Below are 23,406 nucleotides of genomic sequence, written 5' to 3'. Positions count from 1 at the left end.
ACGGGAGGGTAGAGTGCGAATCTGGCGTTGGGATGTCAGGAGTGCAGGTGGACGCGCCCCGACCGGACCCCGAGTGCATCTGATCGATCTGTCCGGCACCGTCTGCGACGAGACAATCTGCCTCGTCACCGAAGGCGACATTCTCACCGTCCACGACTCCCAACACCTGTCGGTCACCAATGCGCACGGCCTCATCCCGCACTCGACCGAGCAGCTCGGAGCAGCCAACCCGGTGGTGGTAGCGGCCCGGGTTCGTGCACTCGTCGCCGGGCGCGATAGGGTGAAAGTGGTGCGCCGGGAAGTCTGGTCGGCAAAAGAATTTCGCTCGCTATCGACCCGACGAGGACCGCATCATGTGGATCGCACCATCTCTGCTGCCTGTCAGCCACCCACACCGGACCGGCCTGTCGCCGGTCGTGGCGCGGTGAGCGCGATGAAGCACGTTCCCCTTGCCACACACGGCATTTACCACGAGACCGCGGACAGCCTGCCGGTTCGCCGCACCTGCCGGGACCGGCTCGAACACTGGCACGTCCCCCACGCACTGCACCGGTTCGACACCTCACTGGGAGTCACCACCGTGCTGTCGGCCGGAACGAGCACGGGGCGCCCGCCTGTGGTGCTGCTGCCCGGGGCCGACCTGAACGCGGCCACGAGCCTGGCCACCGTGTGCGCGCTGCGGGGACAGCACCGCGTCCTGGTCCCGGACATTCCCGGTGAGCCGGGCCTGAGTTCCTCCCGGCGCCCGCACCGGTACCGGCATCAGCTTCCGGTCTATGGGCACTGGCTCGACGAGCTGCTCCCCCAGCTGTGCGGCGAGCCGGTGATCCTGGTCGGCCATTCCCTCGGCGCCGGCATCGCGCTGGCGTCCACCCCGTCCGAGCGTGTCGCGAAGCTGGTCCTGCTCAACCCGGCGGCCATCGTCACCATGCGGCGCACCGGGGAGCTGACCTGGCTGCGGGCGAAATGGCGACTCAACCCGACCCTCGAGCACAGCGAACAACTGCTGTCGTATCTGATGTCGCCCCGGTTCATCCCCGACCTGAGCCTGGTGTCCTGGTACAGCATGGTCGCCGACCACTGCTTCCCCGGTCGGCCGCCGCACCGCCTGCCCGCCCGGACCGTACACCGCTGGTCCGGTTCCCCGGTCGTCGTCGCCACCGGGGAACACGACCGACTGGTGCCCCCACAGCTACTGCGCCCACGGGTGCGATCGCTGCTCGGTGTCGACATCCACACCCTCCCCCGGGTGGGGCATCTGGCGTTGCGTGAGGCCCCCGCCGCCGTCGCCGAGCTGATCACCACGGCACCCGATAACCAGGAAGAAACCGCGTGAACACCCACCCCACGACCAAAACGCCCCTGTTCCCCCGCGGATCGTGGGCCGAAACCTCCCGCATCGCCGCGATCCTCCGCAAGGAAACCGTCGGCGGCGCACTCCTGCTCCTGGCGACCGTGGCCGCGATGGTATGGGCCAATTCCCCCTGGTCTGCCGGGTACGACGCGCTGCGCGACTTCACGGTCGGGCCCGAAGCGCTGCACCTGCACCTGTCGATCGGAACCTGGGCCGCGGACGGTTTGCTGGCGATCTTCTTCTTCGTCGTCGGCCTCGAACTCAAACGCGAGTTCGTCGCCGGCGATCTGCGTGACCCGCGCCGGGCGGCGCTGCCGATCGCCGCCGCGGTCGGCGGCATGGCCGCACCCGCAGTAGTTTTCGTGGCGGTCAACGCCCGCACGGGCGGTGATGCTCTGCAGGGGTGGGCGATCCCCACCGCCACCGACATCGCGTTCGCCCTCGCGGTGTTGGCGGTGATCAGCACCCACCTCCCGTCGACGCTGCGCACGTTCCTGCTGACCCTCGCGGTCGTCGACGACCTGCTCGCGATCACCATCATCGCCATCTTCTACACCGACAAGTTGTCGGTGTTGCCTCTGCTGGCGGCACTGATCCCGTTGGCCGCGTTCACCGTAGCGGTGCAGCGGCGGATCCGTTCGTGGTGGTTGCTGCTTCCCCTCGCCGCGCTGACCTGGGCGTTGGTGCACGCCTCCGGGGTGCACGCCACCGTCGCCGGAGTGCTGCTCGGCTTCGCCGTCCCGGTCCTGCGCAGCCGCGCAGCCGGCGGCCCGGACGCCGGACCGGGCCTCGCCGAGCACTTCGAACACCGCATCCGCCCCCTCTCGGCCGGGTTCGCGGTCCCGGTGTTCGCGTTCTTCGCCGCCGGCGTCACCATCGGCGGACTCAGCGGCCTGACCGACGCCCTGTCCGATCCGATCGCGCTCGGCATCATCGCCGGCCTGATCGTCGGCAAGACCTGCGGAATCTTCGGCACCACCTACCTGCTGTCCCGGTTCACCCGGGCCACCCTCGATGCCGGGCTGCGGTGGATCGACGTCCTCGGGGTCGCGATCCTCGCTGGCATCGGGTTCACCGTGTCCCTGCTGATCGGGGAACTCGCCTACGGGCAGGCCAGCGCGGCCGACGATCACGTCAAAATCGGTGTGCTCGGCGGTTCGGTGGTCGCCGCGGTCGTCGCCGCCGCGGTGCTGCGGATCCGCAACCGCGCCTACCGGCTCATCGCCGAACAGGAAACCGTGGACGCCGATGGCGACGGCATTCCCGACGTCTACCAACGCAACGACGGCCGCGGCATCGTGTCGTGAGTGCACCTCACGTCGGGGACTGATCCGGATCCTTCGGTCTCCGGTCACCGGCCTCGGTGCCGGGATGCGTGTCGCCTCCGTCCTCGTTTCCCGCGAGCCGGGTGAACACCTCCGATGCCGCTTCCGCCGCGAGGGAGAAGGGTTCGAGAATGAATTCCGCTCCCGCGTACCGCAGTTGATCCGCGTCGTGCGGAGTATGCGCTGTCACCACGACATGCCCCTGATATCCGTGATGACGAAGACCGTGAAGCAGCGCCATGTTGACGTCGAGCAGGGGGATGGTGCTGATGACGAACCGGGCCTGCGCGAGGGGCAGTGACTCGAGAAAGTGCAGATCTTCGGCGCTGCCGAACACCGCCGTGATCCCCTCGCGGTTGTTCGCAGCGAGCCGATGGGGATCGAAATCGACCGCCAGCACCCGGTGGCCGGCCGCGCTGAGCTGATCGGCGACGTGGCGGCCGAATCTGCCGAGGCCGTAGAGGATGGCGTAGACGGCACGGTCGGCCCCTGCGGGCTCGGCCCGCCGACTTCCGGTCCACTCGAGCACCCGTAGCCAACGTTCGATCCGGCGGTAGATCCGGTGCGAGTACAGGATCAGGTAGGTCGAGCCGCCGATCGTGACGAGCCCGATCACGGTGATCAGGCTGACGGTGGCGTTGCTGATGTGCCCGAGGCTCAGGCCCAACGCGGCGAGGATCAGGGAGAACTCCGAGATCTGTGCGAGTGGAAGTCCTGTGGCGAAACCGATGCGGACCGGGTACCGCATCGCGGACATGATCACCACGACGATCAGCGGTTTGCCGACGAGCACGAACAGTGAGAAGATCACCGCCTCCGGGAGGTGCCCGGCCGCGTCCGCGAAGTCCAGTCCGGCGCCCAGATCGAGGAAGAAGAACAGCAGCAGAAAATCGCGCAGGCTCACCAGCCGAGCGCCGAGTGCGTCGCGGTAGGGGGTGGCCGCGAGCGACACCCCCGCGACGAACGCCCCGACTTCGGAACTGAATCCGAGTGTCTCGGTCACGGCGGCGACCGAGACTGCGTAGGCCACCCCGAACAGCACGAGCAGTTCCTGCGACCGGGCCACTTGGTTCAGCAGCCACGGCAGCACGAACTTCATCAGGAGGGCGATGCCCGCCATCAGCCCGAGCCCTTTGGCAACGACCAGCACGATGCTCACTGTCATGGTGTCGTCGGTGCGCTGACCGAACGCGTTGATCGCGATCATCACCAACACCACGATGATGTCCTGAACGATCAGGAGGCCGACCGCGATGCGGCCGTGGATCTGTTCGAGCTCCCGAGTGTCGGAGAGCAGTTTGACGATGATGATCGTGGACGAAAATGTCAGGGCCAGAGCAACGTACAGGGCGGCGACGGTATCCATGTCGAAGCCGACCGCGAGGAGATACCCGATCACCGCGGTGAACAGGACCTGTCCGAGACCGGTGATGAGGGCGACCGGTCCGGTGGTTCGGATCAGGTGCATGTCGAGCCGCAACCCGACGAGGAAGAGCAGAATCGCGATGCCCATCCGGGCGAGGAGCTCGATGGTGCTGTCGGCGACCACCCAGCCGGTACCGGTCGGTCCGACCAACACCCCGACCCCGATGAACGCGACGATCATCGGCTGGCGAAGCCGGGTGGCCACCAACCCGGCGGCTGCGGCGATGGCCAGGATCACCGCGATCAGCGCGAAATCGTGCAAGTCCACCACACGTGCCCCCATCCCACCCGAGCGGTCGGCGACATGAGCTCATTGTCCGCCGCGACGGGGTTCGGTACACGATCAACCGCCAGCAGGTTCGGTGTACGGCGTTGCGGGCACACTGCTATCCCCACCACTGCTCGGCCACCCGGTGGAGCGTCAATTCAGGCTTCCTCCGGCGGCCAGGTAGCCGTCGATCGCGCGCTGGAGACGGTCGAGGGCTGCGCCGTAGGTGGTGAAATCACCGGTGCGCTGGGCCTCACGCAGGCTGCCCAGGGCGGCGTTCAGTTCCAGCACGGCCGCGGTCAGCTCCTCGGAGACCGGCGACGCCGGAGCAGTGGGCGGCGCACCGACCACTGGTGGCGGCGCGGGCTCCGGTGCGGGGGCTGGTGGTGCGGTGGCCGCGTCGCCGCCGGGGGCGGTCGCGACACGTCCGGTGCCGGCGCCGAAGACCTGGTCGAGGGCTTCGGCGAGGGTGGGGGCGTAGCCGACCCGGACCCCGCCGGTGCCGGGTTCGCGGTAGCTGACGAGCACGCGGGCCAGCTGTGGGAACGTCGATCCGTCGGCGGCGGTCGACAACCGTTCGGTGAACAAGGGTTCGACGTACAGGACGCCGCCGTCGGCGATCGGCAATGTCAGCAGGTTGCCGTAGTGGATCCGGTTCGACCGCTCCAACAGGGTGCGCTCGGACGCCACCCGGGTGTCGGAGATCATCGAGTTCTGGATCTGCTGCGGCCCCTGTGTGAGGGTGTCCGTCGGCAACTGCAGCACCTCGATCCTGCCGTAGTTGTCGGGATCGGAGTGCACCGAGAGGTAGGCGGAGAGGAATTCGCGGTTGAACCCGACCATGGCGGAGGCGAGCCGGAACGACGGCTGAGCGGTGGCCTGGTCCCCGACCAGGATGTAGTAGGGGGGCTGTTGGCCGCTGGCGTCGGTGGTCGGGTCGCTGGGAACGGACCAGAAGGCGTTGTTGGTGAAGAACTCCCGCGGTTCGTTGACGTGGTACTTGGCCAGACGTTCACGCTGGATCCGGAACAGGTCCTCGGGGTAGCGGAAATGGGCGCGCAGATCGTCGGAGATCGCCTCGTCGGGCCGGACGGTGCCGGGGAACACGCTCATCCACGCGGCAAGGACCGGATCGTCCTGATCGACCTGATACAAGGTGACGGTGCCGTCGTAGGCGTCGACGGTGGCCTTGACCGAATTCCGGACGTAGGAGACTTGCTCCCGGGGCAGTGTCCGTCCGGTGTCGGGGTCGGTGACGACCGGTTCGCTCAGGGCCCCGGCCTGCGCATACGGATAGTGCTCGACGGTGGTGTAGGCATCGACGATCCAGGTGATCCGCCCGTCCACGACCGCCGGATACGGGTTGGTGTCGGTGGTCAGCCACGGGGCGACGTGTTCGACCCGGGTGGCCGGGTCGCGGTTGAAGATAATCTTCGACTCCGGCCCGATGGCGCCGGAGAACAGGATGTTGCGCTCGGCGTACTGGGCGGCGAACGCCAGCCGGTTGATCCAGCTCCCGATCGGCACCCCACCGGAGCGTGTATAGGTGTAGGTGGCGGTGTCGGTGTCGTACTCGCGCGGGGTGGCGCCCGCCCCGGCGCCGACGATGGCGTAGTCCGGGCTCTCGGACTGCGCGATCACCTCGCCGAAGTAGATGCGCGGCTGGTCGACCGGGATGATCTGGTTTCCGACGGCTTGGGAGGCGATGTCGCTGACGGTGTAGATCGGGTAGCCGCTGTCACTGCTGCTGCTCTGCCCGGAAGCGTCCCGCACCGCGGCATTGACCCGGTTCGCCGGCGCCGCAATGAAACCGTTGCCGTGCGTGTAGACCAGATGCCGGTTGATCCACTGGGTTTGATTGCCGCTCAGGCTGTTCGGGGACAGCTCACGCGCCGCGACGATGTAGTCGGCGAGTTCACCGTCGATGCTGTAGCGGTCGATGTCCAGGGTGGGGGTGAAGCCGTAGAAGTTTTTCAGCTGCTGCTGCTGGGTAAAGGTGCGGGAGAGCACATTCGGGTCCAACAACCGGGCATTGGCAATGGTGGTGACGTCAGCGGGGACCTCCCGCGGCGGCCGGGTACCCACACCCGGGTAGTCCCGGTATTCGACCCGGTCGGCGCCGATTCCGTAGGCCTGGCGGGTGGCGTCGATGTTGCGTTCGATGTAGGGGCTTTCCCGGTCGGCGGCGTTCGGGCTGACCGAGAACTGTTCCATCAGCGCGGGGAAGATCCCGCCGACCAGGATCGAGGACAGCACCAGCAGGGCGGCGGCCATCGCCGGGATCCGCAGATCCCGCACCCAGATCGCGGCGAAGAACGCGCACGCGCAGATGATCGCGATGGCGAACAGGATCAACCGTGCCGGCAGTACGGCGTTGATGTCGGTGAATCCGGCACCGGTGAAGGTCGGTTCCTTCCGGCTCCCCCACAGCAACGCATACCGATCCAGCCAGTAGGCGACCCCCTTGAGCGCGATGAACGACCCGGCCAGCACCGCGAGCTGAATCCGTGCCGCCCGGGTCAGCGCACTTACGCCCGCCCCGGGCTCGTCCCGGTCCCGGGTTCGGTCCCCGACCCGATTGTCTTCCTGGTCCTGGCTCTGGGTTTTGTTCTTGAACGACAGCCGCAGCCCGCCGAACAGGTAATGCGTTGCCAGGCTCAGAACGAACGCCAGGAACGTCGCCACGAACAGCCAGGTCAGAACCAACCGGTAGAACGGCAGGTCGAACACGTAGAAGCCGATGTCGTGACCGAACTCCGCGTCCACCGTCCCGAACCCGCCGCCGCGCAGAAACAACTGCACCGTCGCCCAGCTCGCCTGTGCGCTCAACCCGAACGGCACCGCAACCAGCAGCGGAACACCGATACCGAACCACCGGGGCCGGCTCATCACCACCGTCCGGTACTCCTCGCTCGGGTCCTTCGACGACACCGCGGCCACGAACAACGGCCGCGACCGATACGCCCACACCAGCACCGCGGACATCAACCCGGCCACCACGAGCGTCACCACGACAAACAGGATCAACCGGGTCACCAGCACCGTCCCCCACACCGACCGGTACCCGACCTCCCCGAACCACAACCAATCGACATACACCGCCACCAGCCGCGGCCCGATCACCAACAACGCCACAAACACCAGCAGCACCACCACCGACACCGACACCCGCCGCGACAGCAACCGCTCCGACTCAGAGGATGCCATGATCACCTCCCGGCGCTCGCCCAGTTCGCGACAGGATCTCCCTGACCCTCCAGCGAAGCCGAAATGTCCGATTTATCCCATTCTAGGGGCGTCGCCACCGCACACACATGGATACGCATGCCGGCGAAGATCTGCCTATCACCAGCGCTCGGGACACTTTCGTGAGGCGCGCAAGACACTGCGCGACCACTCTGCAGCAGCCCACCTTGATCTTGTCGCAGCGGCTTCCGGCTCCTGCGTTGTCAAGAGCGCCCTCACCACCGATGAGACCGTTTGTCGCACACCGAGCCGAACGAAAAACCTTCGCCTTTACTTACGCTTTACTGTAGATCTACTTGTACATTACTCTGGATCGGGTTACCGTCCAATCAGCTGCAAGTGCAGCGGCGAGCCTCCGCCTCTGCCCCATGAGCAGGCGGGGTTCCGTCCAATTGAGTGAGATTGGACGGCTGCCCGTCACGTAGCGCGCCGACGTCGAATCATTTTTCCGTCGGACGCCGCAACACGGGCTGCGGATCCCACCGGTTCGGCATGGGCGCGCGGGCCGGTGGGGTTCCTCGCGTGCACTGGCCCCTAGTCTTCATGCTCGCTGCACTCTTGCGGTACCACACGAGATCCGGCGGAACGCGCGGCGGATAACCAACGAGTGCCCGAAAGTCCGCTTGCCGCGCGGTCTCTCATGTACCTGGGGACCCGATCTTTGACGGCATCCCAAACCCCGTGCCGGCGGGCGTAGCCTGGGGTAATGCTGTACACCGACTGGGGTGAGCGCGCCTCTCGGTGGTCCGGAATTCGTAGTAAGACAGTCGATGTGCACGGCACGGAGGTGCACTACCTGGTAACCGATCAGACGCGGGCGCCGGAAGTGCCGGTTCATCTGCTCGTTCCCAACCCGGCCAACAGCGCCTCGAACTGGCTCGACGTGCTCGCGGAACTGCGACCACACGCGCACGCGATCGCGGTAGACCTGCCCGGCACGATCGCCGGCCACACCGCGCTGCCGAACCGGCGCGCGGCGAGCATCGAAACCAACGCGCTGTTCCTGCGCGATTTCATCGACGCACTCGGGCTGGATCGGGTCACGGTGCACAGCTGGTCGGCGGGCGGGATGGTGGCGTTGCTGTTCGCCGACCAGGCACCCGAACGGGTCGACGGGCTCGTGTTGGTGGCGCCGGCACTTCCTCCCCCGCTGAGCGACGGCGAGGCGCGTATGTGGCACACCCTCGGTAGGGCGGGGTTGGCCGTCGTCGCACCGGCCGCCCGTGTGCTGCTCCGGGTTTCGGGGCGGCGTATCCTCGCCGGGAAGCTGCGGCCAACGGCCGATCCCGCGTCGATTGCGGGCACGAGAATGTCACCGGAAATCGCCGGTCTCATGCGGGAGGAGATGTCGGCGGTCGCGCCGAGTTGTTTGGGTCGTGCGGTCACGGTGTATGCCTCGCTGATGTCGCTGATGCTCGTCCGGCGGCGGCCCGTGCTCGACGCGATGCGCCGGGTCGCCTCGCCCACCCTTCTTGTCTGGGGCGATGAGGATCGCATCGCTGCCCGGGCGTCGATCGATGACTGGACGGCGCAGCGGCCCGACTGGAATCTGGTGGTCCTCCACGGTGTGGGTCACGCGCCGCCGTTCGAAGTCCCCGCCGATTACGCTCGCACGGTCATCGACTGGTGTGGTCCACGGGTTCACGACCGGTAGAGCTATGCGGGGCCTGTGCTCAGCAGCATGCCGCGGGTACAGCGGGTTCGTTGACGGCGTCCCAGTCGCAGAGAACGCGGGCACTGGAGCCCCAGTCCCGGGAAGCTCGCCCGAGGAGCGCGCGGAGCCGCAGCGGGCGGGCCGTTGTCGCATGCCGAGCTACTTCTCGTCTCGACCCTGGTGGTTCTCTGGATCGTCCGTCCAATACGTGAAGGTATATCTGCTTCGCCCCGCCGCCCCGCTGGTGAGCGTCGTCTGCAACACCAGATCGCTCCATCCGGTCACCCCGCTCTCCTCGAGCACGCGGGCAGCTTCACGTTCTGCCTCCGCAGCAGTCTTCCCGGCGGGCAGTTCCAGCGACAAACGTCCGATACCCATCCTTCGGACGGTATGGGCTCGAAGCCCGCGTCGGACGAGAAACACCCAAGGCGTCACCGCACTGTTGCCACCCGTCGGCGGCGGATACCAAGGCACCCCTCGGGCAGGTGGTCGAGGTCGGGGCTTCCGTCCGAGCATCTGCTCCCACCAGGCGGTGAGTGGGCTGCGGGCCAGACGATGGCCCATCAGGCAACGACGAGCACTCGCGCGAACCCCGGGCGTCCGGGTACTGCGCAAAAGTTGCCTGCGTTTCACGGCCGCGGAGGGGGCGAAGAGTGCCTGAGCGCTTCGTCGCGAGGCTGGAGGCGGCCATCGACTCCGTCGACGAGCTTCGGTCCTCGATTCAAGTACTATGTCGAATCACATACCCTCACAATGTATTCCACACTGTGCGCGAACGACTCGCAGCCGGATATGCCGGTGTTCGACGGTATGCAATTCGCACGCTACCCCCTCGACGACACGGGGATCGCGGCGCCGGATAGGCCTGCCCTCGATCTTCTCGGTGCTGATCGCGGTGTGCGACGGGCTGATGCTGCAGTTGATCGCCGAGACGCTCGAGGCCCTCACGTCGCTGACCGCGATCGCCGCACCGGCGCTGCGGCCACCTGAGGCCCGCACGCACCTACTGCCGTGGCGCGCCGCCGGTGGCCGTTTCGTTCACCGGTGCCGATCCGGTCCTCGTCTTTGTCTTAGTCCTGGCGGACAGGGCGAGAGCGGGCACGATGCTCAGCGCGATCACCCCACCGGTGACGGCGAGGACGGTGTAGTCGGTGGCCGCGACGATCATCCCGGAGGTCAGTCCGCCGCCGGCACCGGCAACGGCGATGCACAGATCGACCGTGCCCTGGGTGCGGGCCCGGGTGGTCAGCGGGACTTCGTCGGTGATGATCGTGGTGCCGCCGACCAGTCCGAGGTTCCAGCCGAGACCGAGCAGGCCGAGAGCAAGGGCGAGGCCGGCCACCGACGAGGCCGGCACCGCGGCTGCGGTGATGCCGGCGGCGAGCAGGGTGAGCGCCGCGGCGGCGGCGACCGGCCGGGGTCCGAGGTGGTCGACGAGCAGCCCGGACAGCGGGGACGGGAGATACATGGCGCCGACGTGGACGGCGATGACCATCCCGGCGGCGCCGACGCTGTGGCCGTGGTGCTGCATGTGGATCGGGGTCATCGTCATGATGGCGACCATCACCAGCTGGGTGACCACCATTACCGTGGCCCCGAGCACCACGGCCGGGGACCAGGTCCTGGCCGCCGCTGGTGCGGTCTCGTGGGTGGCAGGGGCGATTTCGTCGGTGGCCGGGGCGGTGGTGTCGGCGGCCAGGGTTCGTGCCAGCAGCAGCGGGTCCGGGCGCAGCAGCACCCAGAGCACCAGCGCGGCGAGGGCGTAGGCGGCGGCGGAGAGCAGGAACGGCCCGGACAGCGCCGGGATGCCCCACCGGGTGGCCAGATCGCCCATCACGGTCACCAGATTCGGGCCGACGACGGCACCGACGGTGGTGGCGACCAGCACCGTGCTCACCGCTCGGCCGCGGTGGTGCGCCGCCGCCAGATCCGCTCCGGCGTAGCGGGCTTGCAGGTTGGTCGCGGTGCCCGCGCCGTAGACGAACAGGGCGAGGAACAGCAGGGCGATGTTGCCCAGGACGGCGGCCGCCACCACGCCGAGGCTGCCGAGGGCGCCGGCCGCGTACCCGAGGGCCAGGCCCGTCCTACGTGGCCGAGGCGTTGGGAGATGCGCCCGACGGTGACCGCGGCCGCGGCGGAGCCGATGGTGAACATGGCGCTGGGCAGCCCGGCGAGGCTGGTGGTCTCGAGCATGTCCTGCGCCAGCAGCGCCCCGACCGTGATGCCGGCGGCGAGTCCGGCGCCACTGAGCACCTGGGCGCCGACCAGGACCGCCAGTGTGCGGCGCTGCTGCGGGATCTGAACCGTCCTGGACGAGGTGGAGGCTTCTGATCTAGCAAGGAGAATGCTGGTATGCCTGCACCGAAGAAGTACGACGCCGAGACCCAGGAGCGTGCCGTCCGGATGTATCGGGACCGGATCGAGGAGCGTGGAGGCTCGAAGGTCGCAGCCCGTCGCCATGTCGGCGAGCTGCTCGACATCGCGCCGGCGACGCTGCGGAACTGGATCGAGCGGGAGGAGAGCCGCCAGGCACCCGGCGCATCGTCTGTAACATCTGACGTGTCGGACGAGGTCGCCCGGCTTCGCCGAGAAGTATCCGAATTACGCAGAGCCAACGAGATTCTGAAGACCGCGAGCGCGTTTTTCGCGGCGGCGGAGGTCGACCGCCGACTGCGGTGATCGTCGACTACATCGACGCCTACCGTTCCCGTTTCGGGGTCGACCCGATCTGTGCCGTGCTCACCGAGCACGGCATCAGTATCGCCCCGTCCACCTACTACAAGGTCAAGCAGCGCGGACGCGTCTCGGACACCGAGCTGGCCGACGCCTACGCCGCGAACGCCGTCCACAGGGCGTTCGTCGCCAACAAGCGTGTCTACGGCGTCCGCAAACTCTGGCGGACGATGAAACGCGCTGGTCACGACATGGGACGCGATCAGGTGGCCCGCCTGATGCGGATCGCCGGCATCGTCGGGGTCGTCCGTGGCCGCCGCCTTACGAGCACCACCGAGCGTGATGATCGGGCGCCGCGGCACCCCAATCTGATCGAGCGGAAATGGGACGCGGCGCAGCGTCCGGACCAGTGGTGGGTCGCCGACTTCACCTATGTGTGGACGTTGGCCGGGTTCGTCTACACCGCGTTCTGCGTCGACGTCTTCTCCCGCAGAATCCTGGGCTGGCGGGTGATGACCACCAAGACCACCCCGCTGGTCGGCGCGACGCTCGAACAGGCGTTGTTCACCCGCAAGAGAGCCGATTTACTTTTCACCGCAACGGGTTTGGTGCACCACTCGGATGCGGGGTCGCAATACACCTCACGGATCTTCGTCGACGCGCTGACCGAATCGGGCATCGCGGGCTCGATCGGCAGCGTCGGGGACGCCCTCGATAACGCGATGATGGAATCGACCATAGGGCTCTACAAGACCGAGTTGATCGACCGGGACCGATTGTGGTCCGGGCGGGACGAGGTGGAGCGGGAGACTGCCGAGTGGATTCGCTGGTTCAATGCGGACCGGCTGCATTCCTCGATCGACTACCTGTCGCCGATCGAGTACGAGACGCGCTACCGTGAACAGCGTCCCACCGCCGCCTCGGTCCTCGAGGTGGCCTGAACGAAGTCTCCACTCGATCCAGGGCAGTTCAATCTGCTGCGAACTCATTCGATCACCTCGGAGGTTTCGGGGGTGGGCCCGCACAAACGCGGCCGGGACAAGGGTTTTCGGTGACCCGGGGCGCTGGTCAGGTCAGGGAGTCGACCGGCAGGGCCGCCAGTCGCCACTCGAGCATGCCGTCGGCCAGCCGCGAGGCCTGCCGGCCGTGGTCGGTCAGGAGCCGGACCGCGTCGTGGGCGAGCACGCAGTAGGCGCCGCGGCAGTAGGCGACGATCTCCTGATCCGCAGGCAGCTCGGCCAGGTGATCGGCCAACTCGTCCAACGGGATCGAGACCGCTCCGGGGATGTGCCCGGCCTGGTATTCCTCGCGGGGGCGCACGTCGAGCACCGTCACCTTCCCCGACCGGGCCCGCTCGAGCAGCTGGTCCTTGCTGACGTGTTCGGTGTCGGCCGGGCCGAGATACGCGGCGGCGGCGGCCTCGACATCGGGCAGGTGTTCGTTGGCGACCGTGCGGACCAGTGCGAACAGCTGCGCCACGTCCTCGCCGGCGAGCCGGTAGAACACCTTGGTGCCCTCGCGGCGGGTGGCGACCAGGTTGGCCTGCTTGAGGGTCTGCAGGTGCGCGGATGCGGTGGTCAGTCCCAGCTCGCAGGCGCGGGCGAGGGCGTCGACGGTGCGTTCGCCCTGGGCGAGCAGATCGAGCAGTTCGAGTCGCTTGCCGCTGCCCAGGGCCTTGCCGACGCGGGCGAACTGGTCGAACAGTTCGGTCTTCGCGATCCGATCACCCATGGCATTCTCCAATCATCTTTGGAATAGTGTAGAACATGGATCGGGTGTTCCGCCCGGGACGCCCTCAGAGCCGAGGCAGGGAGAAGGCCATGGCCGGGATCGATCTGGTGCCGCTCGTCGACGAGGGGCTCGGCAACTCCGCGTATCTGGTGGATCTCGGTGACGGGCGGGCGTTGGTGGTCGATGTCAGCCGGGACCTGCGGGCGGTGCATGCCGCGGCCGCCCGCCGCGGGTTGACCGTGGCGTTCGCCGCCGACACCCACCTGCACGCCGACTTCCTTTCCGGCGCTCGCCAACTCGGCGCCACTATTGGGACGCGGGTGCTGGCCTCGGCGGCCGGGGACCGGGAGTTCCCCCATACCGGGCTGCGCGACGGCGACGAGGTGGACCTGGGTGGGTTGCGGTTGCGGGCGCTGATGACGCCCGGGCACACCCACGAACATTTGTGCTTCCTGCTCCTCGACGGCGAGAAGGAGGTGGGGGTGTTCACCGGCGGATCTCTGATCGTGGGTTCGGCCGCGCGGACCGACCTGATCTCCCCGGAGCGCACCGAGGCCCTCACCCGCGCCCAGTACGCCTCCTTGCAACGGCTGGCCGCACTGCCCGGCGAGGTGGCGGTGTGGCCCACGCACGGGGCGGGCTCCTTCTGCTCGGCCCCGCCCGGCGCCGAGCGCACCAGCACCATCGCGCGCGAGCGCGCCACCAACCCCTTGCTCGCCGCCCGGGACGAGGACGCGTTCGTCGACCAGCTGCTGGGGTCGCTGGGCAGCTATCCGCCGTACTTCCGCCGGCTCGGCGAGATCAACCGGGTCGGTCCCCCACTCCTCGAACAGGATCCGGTGCTGCCGGCCCTGACCGTCGACACCGTCCGCGCCCAATTGGGTGAGGGCGTCGTCCTGATCGACGTGCGCCCGCTGGCCCGCTTCGCCGCCGAACACATCCCCGGCGCCCTGTCGATTCCGCTGCGGCCGGTGTTCGCCAGCTGGCTGGGCTGGCTCGCCCCGGCCGACCGGCCGCTGATCATCGTCCGCGACGACGACCAGGACGTGGACGAGATCGTGTGGCAGGGCTTGAAAATCGGGTACGACAACCTGATCGGCGAACTCGACGGCGGCCTGGCCGCCTGGACCGCCGCCGAACGGGGGGTGGCCGCCACGGCCGTGACCGGCCCCGACGCGGTCGAGGGCGTGCGGGTTCTCGACATCCGTCAACGCCCCGAGTATCTGGCCGGGCATCTGCCCGGCGCCGTCCACATCGAACTCGGCGCCCTCCCGGGCCGGGTCGACGACCTGCCCCGCGAGCCGACCGTGGTGATGTGCGGGCACGGTGAACGCGCGATGGGCGCCGCGAGCCTGCTCGAACGCGCCGGGCACCGGAATCTCACGGTGCTCGAGGGCGGACCCGACGACTGGGCGGCCGCCACCGGCCGCATCCTCGAGACCGGCGCATGAGCGCGACCGCGCCCCGGCTGATCCGACTCGGCCTGGGCGCCAACCTTGCCCAGTTCAGCCTGCTCGTCGCGGTCAACGCCCTCGTCGGTGGCATGGTCGGCCAGCAGCAGACCGTGCTGCCGCTGCTCGCGGCGAACGAATTCGCCCTCACCGGTTACACATTCATCTTCACCTACGTGGCCGCGTTCGGAATCACCAAGGCCGCCGCCAACTACTTCGCCGGAACCTGGTCCGATCGCTTCGGCCGCAAGCCGGTGCTGCTGGTGGGCTGGCTGTTCGCCATTCCCGTCCCGTTGATGCTCATCGCCGCCCCCAATTGGTGGTGGGTGGTCGCCGCCAACGTGCTGTTGGGCATCAACCAGGGCCTGACCTGGTCGACCACCGTGGTGATGAAGATCGACCTGGTCGGCCCCCGCCGCCGCGGCCTGGCGATGGGACTGAACGAGGCCGCCGGCTACGGCGCCGTGGCCGTCAGCTCGCTGATGGCCGGCTACCTCGCCGACCAGTACGGGCTACGACCGGCCCCGTTCCTGCTCGGACTCGCCTACACCGCCCTCGCGCTGCTGCTGTCCGGGGTGTTCATCCGCGAGACCCGCGACTACGCGCGCCTGGAAGCCGCGCAGCACATCCCCCGCGCGGACGGTCGCCGCGATCACCTGCATGCGGATCTGACCGACCGGCAGATCGCCGTGGCAACGAGTTTCACCGAACCCGCCATGTCCTCGGCGAGCCAGGCCGGGCTGGTCAACAACCTCAACTTCGGGCTCTCCTGGGGCCTGTTCCCCCTGCTGTTCGCCACCGCCGACCTCAGCGCCGGACAAATCGGGTTGCTGTTCGCCCTCTATCCCGGGGTGTGGGGTGCCGGACAATTGGTCACCGGCGCCCTGTCGGACCGGATCGGGCGCAAGCACCTGATCACCGCCGGCATGACCCTGCAAGCGGCAGCGTTGGCGCTGATCGCCGCCTCCCACGGCTTTCTCGGGTGGGCGGCCGGCACGGTGCTGCTCGGAGCCGGCACCGCCATGGTCTACCCCATCCTGCTCGCCGTGATCGGCGACGTCGCCCACCCGGCCTGGCGTGGCCGGGCCGTCGGGATCTACCGGGTCTGGCGCGACAGCGGCTACGCCGTCGGCGCCATCGCCGGCGGCATCGTCGCCGACCTGATGGGCATGCACGTCGCCGTCTGGGTGGCCGCCGCAGTCAGTGCCGCCTCGGCCCTGGCCGTCGCGGTCCGCATGTACGAAACCCACCCCAAACCCATCCGCATGAGCACCGAGCGTGCGCCGAAGGGGTGAGACCCATCCCGGGTGGCCAGGACGTAGGCCGCCTAGTTCGGCTGTGCCGGTTGCGCCTCCAGGCGCTGCTTGAGCGTGGCCAGGTTGCGTGGCATCTCCTTGCGGGCCTGTGGGCGCACGGCGAGGGGCACGAGAAGCTTTCCGATCCCGTGGCCTTCGAAGTCGACCGCGATTGTCACCCGGGAGCGGTGTGCGGAGTCGAGCGGATCGACCGTCACATCCACGACCGCCCGGATCGGGCCGTCGACACCGTGCACACCCCACGTACTCGGCGGATCGATATGCGTGAGTTCGGCGGTCACCGAACGTTCGGCGAACCCGATGCGGCGCGTGGTGCGGCATTTCTCACCGACCTGCGGGGCCCCACTGCCGTCCATGTGCCCGCCGACGACACCCTTCTGCCACTCGACAAAGCGGGTCGGGTCGGTGACGTAGGCGAACACCTGCGCCGGCGGGCGGTCGACGTCGATGCTGGTCGTGATCGGCGCCATCAGCGCTGCTCACTGTCGACGGCGTCGGCGTAGCGCTGCAAGTAGAGCGGCCACCCGGCGTCGTGCCCGACACCATCGCGGACCGCTTCCCAACCCTCGCCGTGGCGCTCGAGGTTGCGGTGCTCGAGCTCGACCCGGGTGCGATCGTCGGATTCCGCGATGAACCGGACCTCCACCTCGCTGGTCTTGTCCGGGTCGGTCTCGATCTGCCAGTGCCCGTTGATGTCCCAGCTGAACACCACCCGGTTCGGCGGCTCATAGGCCAGTACTCGCGCCCACCGGCATTGTGTGCCGTCTTCCCCGCGGTCGTAGATGTGGCCGCCCACCTTCGATTCGAACACGGTCTCGGCGATCGGGACCGCCATGATGTTGTGCTCACGCGGCTTGATGGCATCGAATCGCTCGACGAACAGCGCGAACGCGCGTTCCAAACCTGCGTTCACCACGATCTGCTGCTGCACCGGTTCAGCGTGTGTCTGTGTCATGACCTCTCCTGCGGGTTGTTCGACCGCGTCTCTGTAGGCGGTCAGTGCCTGTGCCCAGAACCGGTCGAGCTGCGTGCGGAGCACGCTGATCCCCGCCGGGTCGAGGTGATAGATGCGGCGGGTGCCGACGGCCCGGTCGCGGACCAGCCCGGCGTCCTTGAGCACCTTCAGGTGTTGCGAAACCGCCGGTCTGCTGATCGGCAGCTCGCGGGCGAGTTCACCGACCGCGCACGGACCCTCGGCCAGACGCTCGAGGATCGTGCGCCTCATGCGATCGGCGAGCGCACCCCATTCGTCTCCAGCTTGGTAAGTATCTACGAACGGTAAGTCTTCGCTTACGGAGCATGGTTGTCAAGAGATGTCCCCCAACCCCCACCCCTCCGGAAATCGCCCTTCCGCTGGACTGACGCCTCGCCGGCCCGGCCATCACCACAGCGCCACAGCGGCGGCCCACAGCCCGCAGCCTCAGAAGAAGCCCAACAACAGGTGCTGGCGCCCGGGAACCGAGCCGAAATGGTCGCTACGCGCCGGGCCCGGAACAGGGGCGGTGTCGGCCGCGGCGCGTCCGTCGGCTGTCTCGGGCAGAAGCGTGCGGGCCTTCTCTGCCAGGTCCGGCAGGCCGAGCGCACCCCGCCAATCACCGTAGGCCCGCGCCGGGGCGGTCCGGGCGAGTTCCTCGTCCACCAGCACCACCGGGCTGGTGGGGTATGCGACGCGGGCCACGAACCGGGCGACCTCGTCGGCGGTCAGAATCTTCCCGAGCGGCGGCGTGGTTGCTGCATCGGTCATGGCGTCTCCCCCATTGTCTGAGCTGACTGGCGTTGTGTGGACAGTATCGCGTTGTGGGCGTGGCCCTTCGGCCGTCACAGGGACGTGTCATCTGCCCAGTTCAGTGATAGGAATGCGCGGTGATCGATGCGCACAAAGGATGGCCGGACGGCGAGTGCACCACCACTGGCTTCTTCGACGGCATTGACCGCTGGAGGACTGCGAATCCGCCGCCCGGCCCCCGAGTTCGTGCCGCGGCGCGTCTGCAGCTTGGCAACTTCAGGCGCCCGCACCACGCTCGCTGGTGGGAGGCCCTGGCACTGACGATGCTCCTCGCCGCAATCGCGGCGGCACTCACCACCGTCACGCTCGATGACGTCCTAATGGTCCTACTCATGGCGATCGCACTCACGCTGGTCGGGATATTCGTGTACGCCGTCTACGCGCTGGCACTGGCGACGCAATCCCGCGCCTACCCCGTCACCCGGTGGCGGCACCGGTTTCGGGTGATGTGGCTGACGAACTGCTGACGCCGGGGCAGGCATCTCGTTGATCTCTTCCCGCACACGTTGTGCACCGGCCCGTAGGGAATCCGAGGACAGGGTGCTCAGTGCGGTTCCGTGGATCTCGTCCGACGTCAAGGTGATCGGGTCGAGACTCGTCGAGGACGGTAGGCCGTCAGACGGTCGGCTCCCACGGATTGAAGCAGCGGACGCCGAGCGGCTCGAAGTGCTTGGTGTTACGTGTCGCCACCGTCATCTCGGCGGCCTGCGCGACGGCGGCGATGAGAGCGTCGTCGAACGGCGCATGCTCGGGCACCCGGTAGGTGGCCAGCACCCGTGCGGCCGGCAGATCGAACGGCAACACACGGTCGGCGAAGGCCGGCAGCACCCGCTCCTCGAACCACCGGCGCAAGACCCCTCCCTGCGCCGGGTCGGATCGCTCCTTGGCGACCACGCCCCGCTCGATCTCGGCAATGGTCATGGCCGTCACGAACTGGTCGGCCACCGGCACCGACGCCGACCAGGCCTCCACCGACCGGTTACGTCCCCGAACCCGCAGCGCGGACACAACGTTGGTGTCCAGGACGTACCTCACAACTCAGCAGTTCGGGCAGTCAGACCGAGGCGTTCGGGCTCGAACTCGATGTCGGCACCCTCATCGGTGCTCAACAGGTCGACGAGCGTGACCGGCTCCCGCTCCAGGGCCTCACCGAGAATCTCGCGCACCTCCGCCTCGACCGACCGGTGATGCTGCTCGGCACGCGCCCGCAGGGCAGCCTTGGTACCCGCGGGAAGATTGCGGATCAGGATCTGCTCCACAGCGACCACCTCCGATATCACACCAACGATATCACGCCGACCGATAGCGAGACCTTCAGAAGGTCGTCCCACCTCTTGGTCGCACGCGCGAAGTTGCCATGGCTAATCCCGCTGGTCACGGCTGCACATATCGAGGTCGAGTGATCGATTGCCGCGGGTGATCCCAGCATTCTGCTCCGAGTGCCGGGGCTCGGCACCAAACCTGCAAGTAGCTGCGCTGGATCCAACCGACTCCCCACACCCGGGCGACCCGACACCGACACCGACACCGAACTGATCGCGGCCTGCCAATTTGATGCAGGACACCAGCGTGAAAAACACGCGATGGGCGGAACACGAATCGTCGTTCGCACAGGAATCGCACCTTCGGAGGACGATGGCACGCTTACCGAGTTCTCGATGCACGAGATGGCAGTCGGGGGCTGCCCGTAGTCTGCTGCTCGTGGAACATGAGACGGCCTGGTTGCCGCAGGAATTGCAGTCGGTGGCGTTACGCCTTGCGCGCGCCGACCATGCCACGTACCAGCTCGGCGAACTCTCCCTCGCCTGGTCACGGGAAGCACTCCAGATGCAGGGGGCCGATCGCGGGAACGGACAACTCGATGTCGTGGTCTCAGGGGTTCGGCCGATCCCACCCCTTGCTTCGATGCTGTTCAGTGAGGCCATCAACCATCTCCGCGCCGCAGTGGACAACACGCTGTTCCATCTCGTCGAGTCGGCGCGTGACGTGATGGTTCCGGAGAAGCAGGCCCGCGAAATCGCGATGCCTATTCACGAAGACCCGGAGAAGTTCACGAACTGGCAGAGCCAGAAGCACAGCAAGGGCCTGGTCGAGCTGGGTCCAGGCACTCAGCTCGGAGACCGCATCCAAAGCCTGCAGCCCTACGCCGACACCACGGCACGCGGGGCGACGATCTCCCCTGCTCGCCCAACTCATGGACGTGCCGGCCGAGTACGCCCACCCCCTGGTCCTATTGCAGAAATACTCGAATACCGACAAACACCGGACCATCCGAACAGCTGGCGCACGCTCCATCGTCCAGCGCTCCGATGAACCGTTCTCCACCAGCGACCGAACTATCCGCCCAATCACCGTTGGTGACGTGCTCGCCTCCACCCGCCGCGGTAGCCCCGTCGAAATTAGTTGTCACACCGCAATACTCGTACAACGCCCGGATAGTGACACGTGGGTTTCGCCAGCTGCCGAGCTGAACCAAATCCACCGACACATCGCAGACATCGTCCTCCCGACACTGGTGACTGGCTTTGCGCTCCCCAACACACTTCCTCCACACATCGATCTCGGAGACACGGGCCAGACCATCGCCGAGCGGATACGATCCGGGGGCTCGACGCCAGCACATCTGCGGATGGCCGAAGTCGCGCAGGCCGCACTCATGGAGAGCTACGCAACTGCCCCGGTCGACCTGCCGGCGTCGTCCTCGGGAGAGAACCACTCAAGCGGGTAGCCCGACCCAAGGGTCGAGCAGGTGAGCCGTCGTAACCTGCCCAGAGATTCCGACGAATTCCGACGGTGTGCATTCGACATCCCGCATCCTTTGAATCGTCCTGCGCTCGTCCTCGGTGTAACCGCCCCAGATTCCGTGACTCTCGCGTGCCTTGAGGGCGTGGTCTAGGCACTGTGCACGTACGGGACACCGCCGGCAGACTTGTTTGGCAGCACGGACGCGACTCGAACGGGGTTCGCCGCGTTTGTTGTCGGCATAGAAGAACACCGACGGGTCGGCATCTCGGCACGCGGCAGACAATTGCCAATCCCACGACTCGGCGATCGGCGACGGAAGCCGCAACATCAATGCAGGCAACTGCGTTCCCCTCTCACCAGTCGATAGGCGCGAATCAACCCGGCGGTGGAGCTATCCCCGTCATAAGCTGCGCCGTCTGTGTCCCAGAGGGCAGGGCCCAGTTCCAGAGCCGATGTCTTGCCGAGTTCGACACCCCACTGGTCGAACGAGTCGATGCCCCACACGACCCCTTGTACGAAGACTTGGTGTTCATACAAGCCGATCAGCTGCCCGAGGGTCGACGGTGTGAGCTTCGTGCCAAGGATCGTGGTCGACGGCCTGTTTCCGGGCATCACCTTGTGCGGTACGAGTTCGGGCGGTGTCCCGTCTGCGACGACCTCGGTAGCGGTTTTTCCGAATGCCAGCACCTTGGACTGGGCGAGCATGTTCGCCGTCAGCACACCGTGCATCGACCCCGCGCCGTCAAGAGTGGGGAGATCATCAATCGGTTGCGCGAACCCCAGGAAGTCCACGGGAATCAACCGGGTGCCCTGGTGCAGGAGTTGATGGAAGGCGTGCTGACCGTTCGTGCCGGGTTCACCCCAGAAGACTTCGCCGGTGGCGGTTTCGACGGGGTTTCCGTCTGCCCGTATCGACTTGCCGTTCGATTCCATCGTCAGCTGCTGCAGGTAGGCCGGGAACCGTATGAGATCGTTCGAGTAGGGCAGCACAGCGCGTGAGTCGGCGCCGAAGAAGCTGGCGTACCAGACGCCCATCAGGCCCAGCAGGACAGGCGCGTTCTCCGCGAGAGGAGCCGTGCGGAAATGCTCGTCGATCCTGTGGAATCCCCCGAGGAATTCGGCAAAGCGTTCTCGTCCGATGGCGGCCATCACCGCGAGTCCGACAGCCGATCCCACCGAGTACCGTCCCCCGACCCAGTCCCAGAATCCGAAGGTGTTCGCCGGGTCGATGCCGAACTCAGCAACCCGATCGGCGTCGGTCGAGACAGCGACGAAGTGCTGCGGGACCGATTCTTCGCCGAGCGCCTCGGTGACCCACCTGCGGGCCGCTGCCGCGTTGGTCATGGTTTCCAGCGTCGAGAACGTCTTGGAGACAACGACGAACAGTGTGCTGGCGGGATCGAGGTCCGACAAGACAGACAGCAGGTCCGCGGGGTCGACATTCGACACAAATCGCACCTCGGGTCCGTCGACGTAGTGGCGCAGGGCACGGTAGACCATCGCAGGACCAAGGTCCGAGCCACCGATGCCGATATTGACCACGGTTCGGATGCGTTCGTCGGTGGCTCCGCGCCAGTCTCCGGATCGGATCCGATCGGTAAACGCACCCATACGCTCAAGGACATGATGGACATCGCCGATGACGTCCTGGCCGTCCACGACCAGGGTGGAATCCCGGCGTTCACGCAGCGCCGTGTGTAGTACCGCGCGGTCTTCGGACACGTTGATGTGTGCACCGGCGAACATCGCGTCCCGCTGTTCCTCCACGCCGGCGGCGCGTGCGAGATCGAGTAGGAGTCCGAGTGTTTCGCGGGTCACCCGGTGTTTGCTGTAGTCGATGAACAGGTCGGCAGCGGTGACGGTGAGGTCAGTGCCGCGGTTGGGATCGGTGTCGAACAGCTCCCGCAGATGGAGAGCGGCGACCTCCTGCTGGTGATCTGCGAGTTTCTTCCACAGCGGGATGTCAGTGACATCAGTTCTCATGGTCATGAGAGGGCTCGCAGCCGCGGGGCGAGGTCGCGCTCGAACAACTCCAGGAACCGCTTCTGATCGTGCCCGGGAGCGTGGAACACCAGGTGATTGAGCCCGGCATCGAGATACGGGCGGATCTGCGCCACCGCCTCATCCGGATCCGACGCCACGATCCACCGCTTCGCCACCTGCTCGATCGGCAACGCATCCGCCGCCTTCTCCATCTCGATCGGATCATCGATGCTGTGCTTCTGCTCCGGCGTCAACGACAACGGCGCCCAGAACCGCGTGTTCTCCAGCGCCAACTCCGGATCCGTGTCGTACGAAATCTTGATCTCGATCATCTTGTCGATCTCCGCCACATCACGGTCGGCCTTCTCCGCCCCCTCCGCGACCGCAGGCATCAACTTCTCCGTGTACAACTCCATGCCCTTCCCGGACGTGCAGATGAACCCGTCACC

At 67.2% G+C, this 23,406-nt stretch carries 20 protein-coding genes, 2 pseudogenes and 1 other annotated feature; of the genes and pseudogenes, 8 read left to right on the top strand and 14 right to left on the bottom strand.

What is annotated here, in order from left to right:
* The first annotated feature begins 73 nt into the window (after positions 1–73).
* Complete coding sequence (locus tag G9373_RS34165; protein WP_346842884.1) at positions 74–1,336, top strand: alpha/beta hydrolase; 1,263 nt, start codon at positions 74–76, stop codon at positions 1,334–1,336.
* A complete protein-coding gene (gene nhaA, locus G9373_RS34160) occupies positions 1,333–2,661 on the top strand; it encodes a Na+/H+ antiporter NhaA (RefSeq protein WP_167119297.1) in 1,329 nt (442 codons plus the stop codon). Before G9373_RS34165 ends, nhaA begins: the two co-directional genes overlap by 4 nt.
* Positions 2,662–2,668: 7 nt before the next feature.
* Here nhaA and G9373_RS34155 read toward each other — a convergent pair whose 3' ends face one another.
* The gene (locus G9373_RS34155) at positions 2,669–4,372 is read right to left on the bottom strand and encodes a cation:proton antiporter family protein (protein ID WP_346842883.1); all 1,704 of its coding nucleotides are present in this window, start codon (positions 4,370–4,372) and stop codon (positions 2,669–2,671) included.
* A gap of 153 nt (positions 4,373–4,525) precedes the next feature.
* Entirely contained in the window at positions 4,526–7,579 is a 3,054-nt protein-coding gene (locus tag G9373_RS34150) for a UPF0182 family protein (RefSeq protein WP_206032983.1), read from the bottom strand.
* A 745-nt stretch (positions 7,580–8,324) separates the two neighbouring features.
* Between G9373_RS34150 and G9373_RS34145 the strand changes: the two genes are divergently transcribed.
* Positions 8,325–9,272, top strand: coding sequence for an alpha/beta hydrolase (locus G9373_RS34145; RefSeq protein WP_167119288.1), 948 nt, complete (start codon positions 8,325–8,327; stop codon positions 9,270–9,272).
* A gap of 159 nt (positions 9,273–9,431) precedes the next feature.
* Here G9373_RS34145 and G9373_RS34140 read toward each other — a convergent pair whose 3' ends face one another.
* Both G9373_RS34140 and G9373_RS34135 read right to left on the bottom strand, forming a co-directional pair.
* Positions 9,432–9,650, bottom strand: a complete 219-nt coding sequence (locus tag G9373_RS34140) for a hypothetical protein (RefSeq protein ID WP_167119287.1) — start codon at positions 9,648–9,650, stop codon at positions 9,432–9,434.
* Between the two features lie 625 nt (positions 9,651–10,275).
* Positions 10,276–11,570, bottom strand: a pseudogene (locus tag G9373_RS34135) (MFS transporter).
* Between the two features lie 54 nt (positions 11,571–11,624).
* Here G9373_RS34135 and G9373_RS34130 point away from each other — a divergent pair.
* A protein-coding gene (locus tag G9373_RS34130; RefSeq protein WP_167119284.1) for an IS3 family transposase occupies positions 11,625–12,886 on the top strand; the annotation gives its coding sequence in 2 pieces (ribosomal slippage) (positions 11,625–11,919 and positions 11,919–12,886; 1,263 coding nt in all).
* Positions 11,909–12,040 (top strand) — a sequence feature (AL1L pseudoknot). Its footprint overlaps the gene before it by 132 nt.
* 127 nt (positions 12,887–13,013) lie before the next feature.
* Here G9373_RS34130 and G9373_RS34125 read toward each other — a convergent pair.
* A complete protein-coding gene (locus G9373_RS34125; RefSeq protein WP_167119281.1) occupies positions 13,014–13,676 on the bottom strand; it encodes a metalloregulator ArsR/SmtB family transcription factor in 663 nt (220 codons plus the stop codon).
* A gap of 89 nt (positions 13,677–13,765) precedes the next feature.
* Here G9373_RS34125 and G9373_RS34120 point away from each other — a divergent pair, with 89 nt between their 5' ends.
* On the top strand, positions 13,766–15,127 hold the full coding sequence (locus G9373_RS34120; protein ID WP_167119253.1) for an MBL fold metallo-hydrolase: 1,362 nt from the start codon (positions 13,766–13,768) through the stop codon (positions 15,125–15,127).
* Positions 15,124–16,422: an MFS transporter gene (locus G9373_RS34115; protein WP_167119250.1), complete on the top strand. Its 1,299-nt coding sequence runs from the start codon at positions 15,124–15,126 to the stop codon at positions 16,420–16,422. The genes G9373_RS34120 and G9373_RS34115 overlap by 4 nt, the downstream gene beginning before the upstream one ends.
* A 32-nt stretch (positions 16,423–16,454) precedes the next feature.
* Here G9373_RS34115 and G9373_RS34110 read toward each other — a convergent pair whose 3' ends face one another.
* From G9373_RS34110 to G9373_RS34100, 4 genes and pseudogenes are all read right to left on the bottom strand, one after another.
* On the bottom strand, positions 16,455–16,913 hold the full coding sequence (locus G9373_RS34110) for an SRPBCC family protein (RefSeq protein WP_167119235.1): 459 nt from the start codon (positions 16,911–16,913) through the stop codon (positions 16,455–16,457).
* The gene (locus tag G9373_RS45970; RefSeq protein WP_206032991.1) at positions 16,913–17,398 is read right to left on the bottom strand and encodes an SRPBCC family protein; all 486 of its coding nucleotides are present in this window, start codon (positions 17,396–17,398) and stop codon (positions 16,913–16,915) included. Before G9373_RS45970 ends, G9373_RS34110 begins: the two co-directional genes overlap by 1 nt.
* 33 nt (positions 17,399–17,431) lie before the next feature.
* Positions 17,432–17,716 (bottom strand): annotated as a pseudogene (locus G9373_RS45965) (metalloregulator ArsR/SmtB family transcription factor); the annotation flags it as partial.
* 147 nt (positions 17,717–17,863) lie between these two features.
* A complete protein-coding gene (locus tag G9373_RS34100) occupies positions 17,864–18,187 on the bottom strand; it encodes a hypothetical protein (RefSeq protein WP_240960892.1) in 324 nt (107 codons plus the stop codon).
* A 119-nt stretch (positions 18,188–18,306) separates the two neighbouring features.
* Here G9373_RS34100 and G9373_RS46960 point away from each other — a divergent pair, with 119 nt between their 5' ends.
* Positions 18,307–18,696, top strand: coding sequence for a hypothetical protein (locus G9373_RS46960; RefSeq protein ID WP_240960891.1), 390 nt, complete (start codon positions 18,307–18,309; stop codon positions 18,694–18,696).
* Between the two features lie 148 nt (positions 18,697–18,844).
* Here G9373_RS46960 and G9373_RS34090 read toward each other — a convergent pair whose 3' ends face one another.
* Positions 18,845–19,264: a type II toxin-antitoxin system VapC family toxin gene (locus G9373_RS34090; RefSeq protein WP_167119229.1), complete on the bottom strand. Its 420-nt coding sequence runs from the start codon at positions 19,262–19,264 to the stop codon at positions 18,845–18,847.
* Positions 19,261–19,488, bottom strand: coding sequence for an Arc family DNA-binding protein (locus tag G9373_RS34085; protein ID WP_164065999.1), 228 nt, complete (start codon positions 19,486–19,488; stop codon positions 19,261–19,263). The genes G9373_RS34090 and G9373_RS34085 overlap by 4 nt, the downstream gene beginning before the upstream one ends.
* A 442-nt stretch (positions 19,489–19,930) precedes the next feature.
* Between G9373_RS34085 and G9373_RS34080 the strand changes: the two genes are divergently transcribed.
* Positions 19,931–20,542 carry a hypothetical protein gene (locus G9373_RS34080; protein WP_167119226.1) on the top strand — a complete coding sequence of 204 codons (612 nt, stop codon included), beginning with the start codon at positions 19,931–19,933 and terminating at the stop codon, positions 20,540–20,542.
* Between the two features lie 403 nt (positions 20,543–20,945).
* On the opposite strand, the gene G9373_RS34075 is transcribed toward G9373_RS34080, so the two are convergent.
* The 3 genes from G9373_RS34075 to G9373_RS34065 all read right to left on the bottom strand — a co-directional run.
* Positions 20,946–21,302, bottom strand: a complete 357-nt coding sequence (locus G9373_RS34075) for a WhiB family transcriptional regulator (protein ID WP_240960893.1) — start codon at positions 21,300–21,302, stop codon at positions 20,946–20,948.
* Complete coding sequence (gene pgi, locus G9373_RS34070) at positions 21,302–22,957, bottom strand: glucose-6-phosphate isomerase (RefSeq protein ID WP_167119332.1); 1,656 nt, start codon at positions 22,955–22,957, stop codon at positions 21,302–21,304. The genes G9373_RS34075 and pgi overlap by 1 nt, the downstream gene beginning before the upstream one ends.
* Positions 22,958–22,959: 2 nt before the next feature.
* Positions 22,960–23,406 (bottom strand): LLM class flavin-dependent oxidoreductase (locus G9373_RS34065; RefSeq protein ID WP_167119220.1); only part of this gene is annotated, 447 nt, incomplete at its 5' end.

Source organism: Rhodococcus sp. A14, assembly GCF_011603105.1.
In the GTDB taxonomy this organism is placed as follows: Bacteria; Actinomycetota; Actinomycetes; order Mycobacteriales; family Mycobacteriaceae; genus Rhodococcus_F; species Rhodococcus_F opacus.
This window is presented reverse-complemented; position numbering and strand designations above follow the sequence as displayed.

Bases quoted from the DNA above. Each gene is read 5' to 3' on its own strand.
- G9373_RS34150 (WP_206032983.1), bottom strand. From the start codon at position 7,579: ATGGCATCCTCTGAGTCGGAGCGGTTGCTGTCGCGGCGGGTGTCGGTG.
- G9373_RS34145 (WP_167119288.1), top strand. From the start codon at position 8,325: ATGCTGTACACCGACTGGGGTGAGCGCGCCTCTCGGTGGTCCGGAATT.
- G9373_RS34140 (WP_167119287.1), bottom strand. From the start codon at position 9,650: ATGGGTATCGGACGTTTGTCGCTGGAACTGCCCGCCGGGAAGACTGCT.
- G9373_RS34125 (WP_167119281.1), bottom strand. From the start codon at position 13,676: ATGGGTGATCGGATCGCGAAGACCGAACTGTTCGACCAGTTCGCCCGC.
- G9373_RS34120 (WP_167119253.1), top strand. From the start codon at position 13,766: ATGGCCGGGATCGATCTGGTGCCGCTCGTCGACGAGGGGCTCGGCAAC.
- G9373_RS34115 (WP_167119250.1), top strand. From the start codon at position 15,124: ATGAGCGCGACCGCGCCCCGGCTGATCCGACTCGGCCTGGGCGCCAAC.
- G9373_RS34110 (WP_167119235.1), bottom strand. From the start codon at position 16,913: ATGGCGCCGATCACGACCAGCATCGACGTCGACCGCCCGCCGGCGCAG.
- G9373_RS45970 (WP_206032991.1), bottom strand. From the start codon at position 17,398: ATGACACAGACACACGCTGAACCGGTGCAGCAGCAGATCGTGGTGAAC.
- G9373_RS34100 (WP_240960892.1), bottom strand. From the start codon at position 18,187: ATGACCGATGCAGCAACCACGCCGCCGCTCGGGAAGATTCTGACCGCC.
- G9373_RS34075 (WP_240960893.1), bottom strand. From the start codon at position 21,302: ATGTTGCGGCTTCCGTCGCCGATCGCCGAGTCGTGGGATTGGCAATTG.
- pgi (WP_167119332.1), bottom strand. From the start codon at position 22,957: ATGAGAACTGATGTCACTGACATCCCGCTGTGGAAGAAACTCGCAGAT.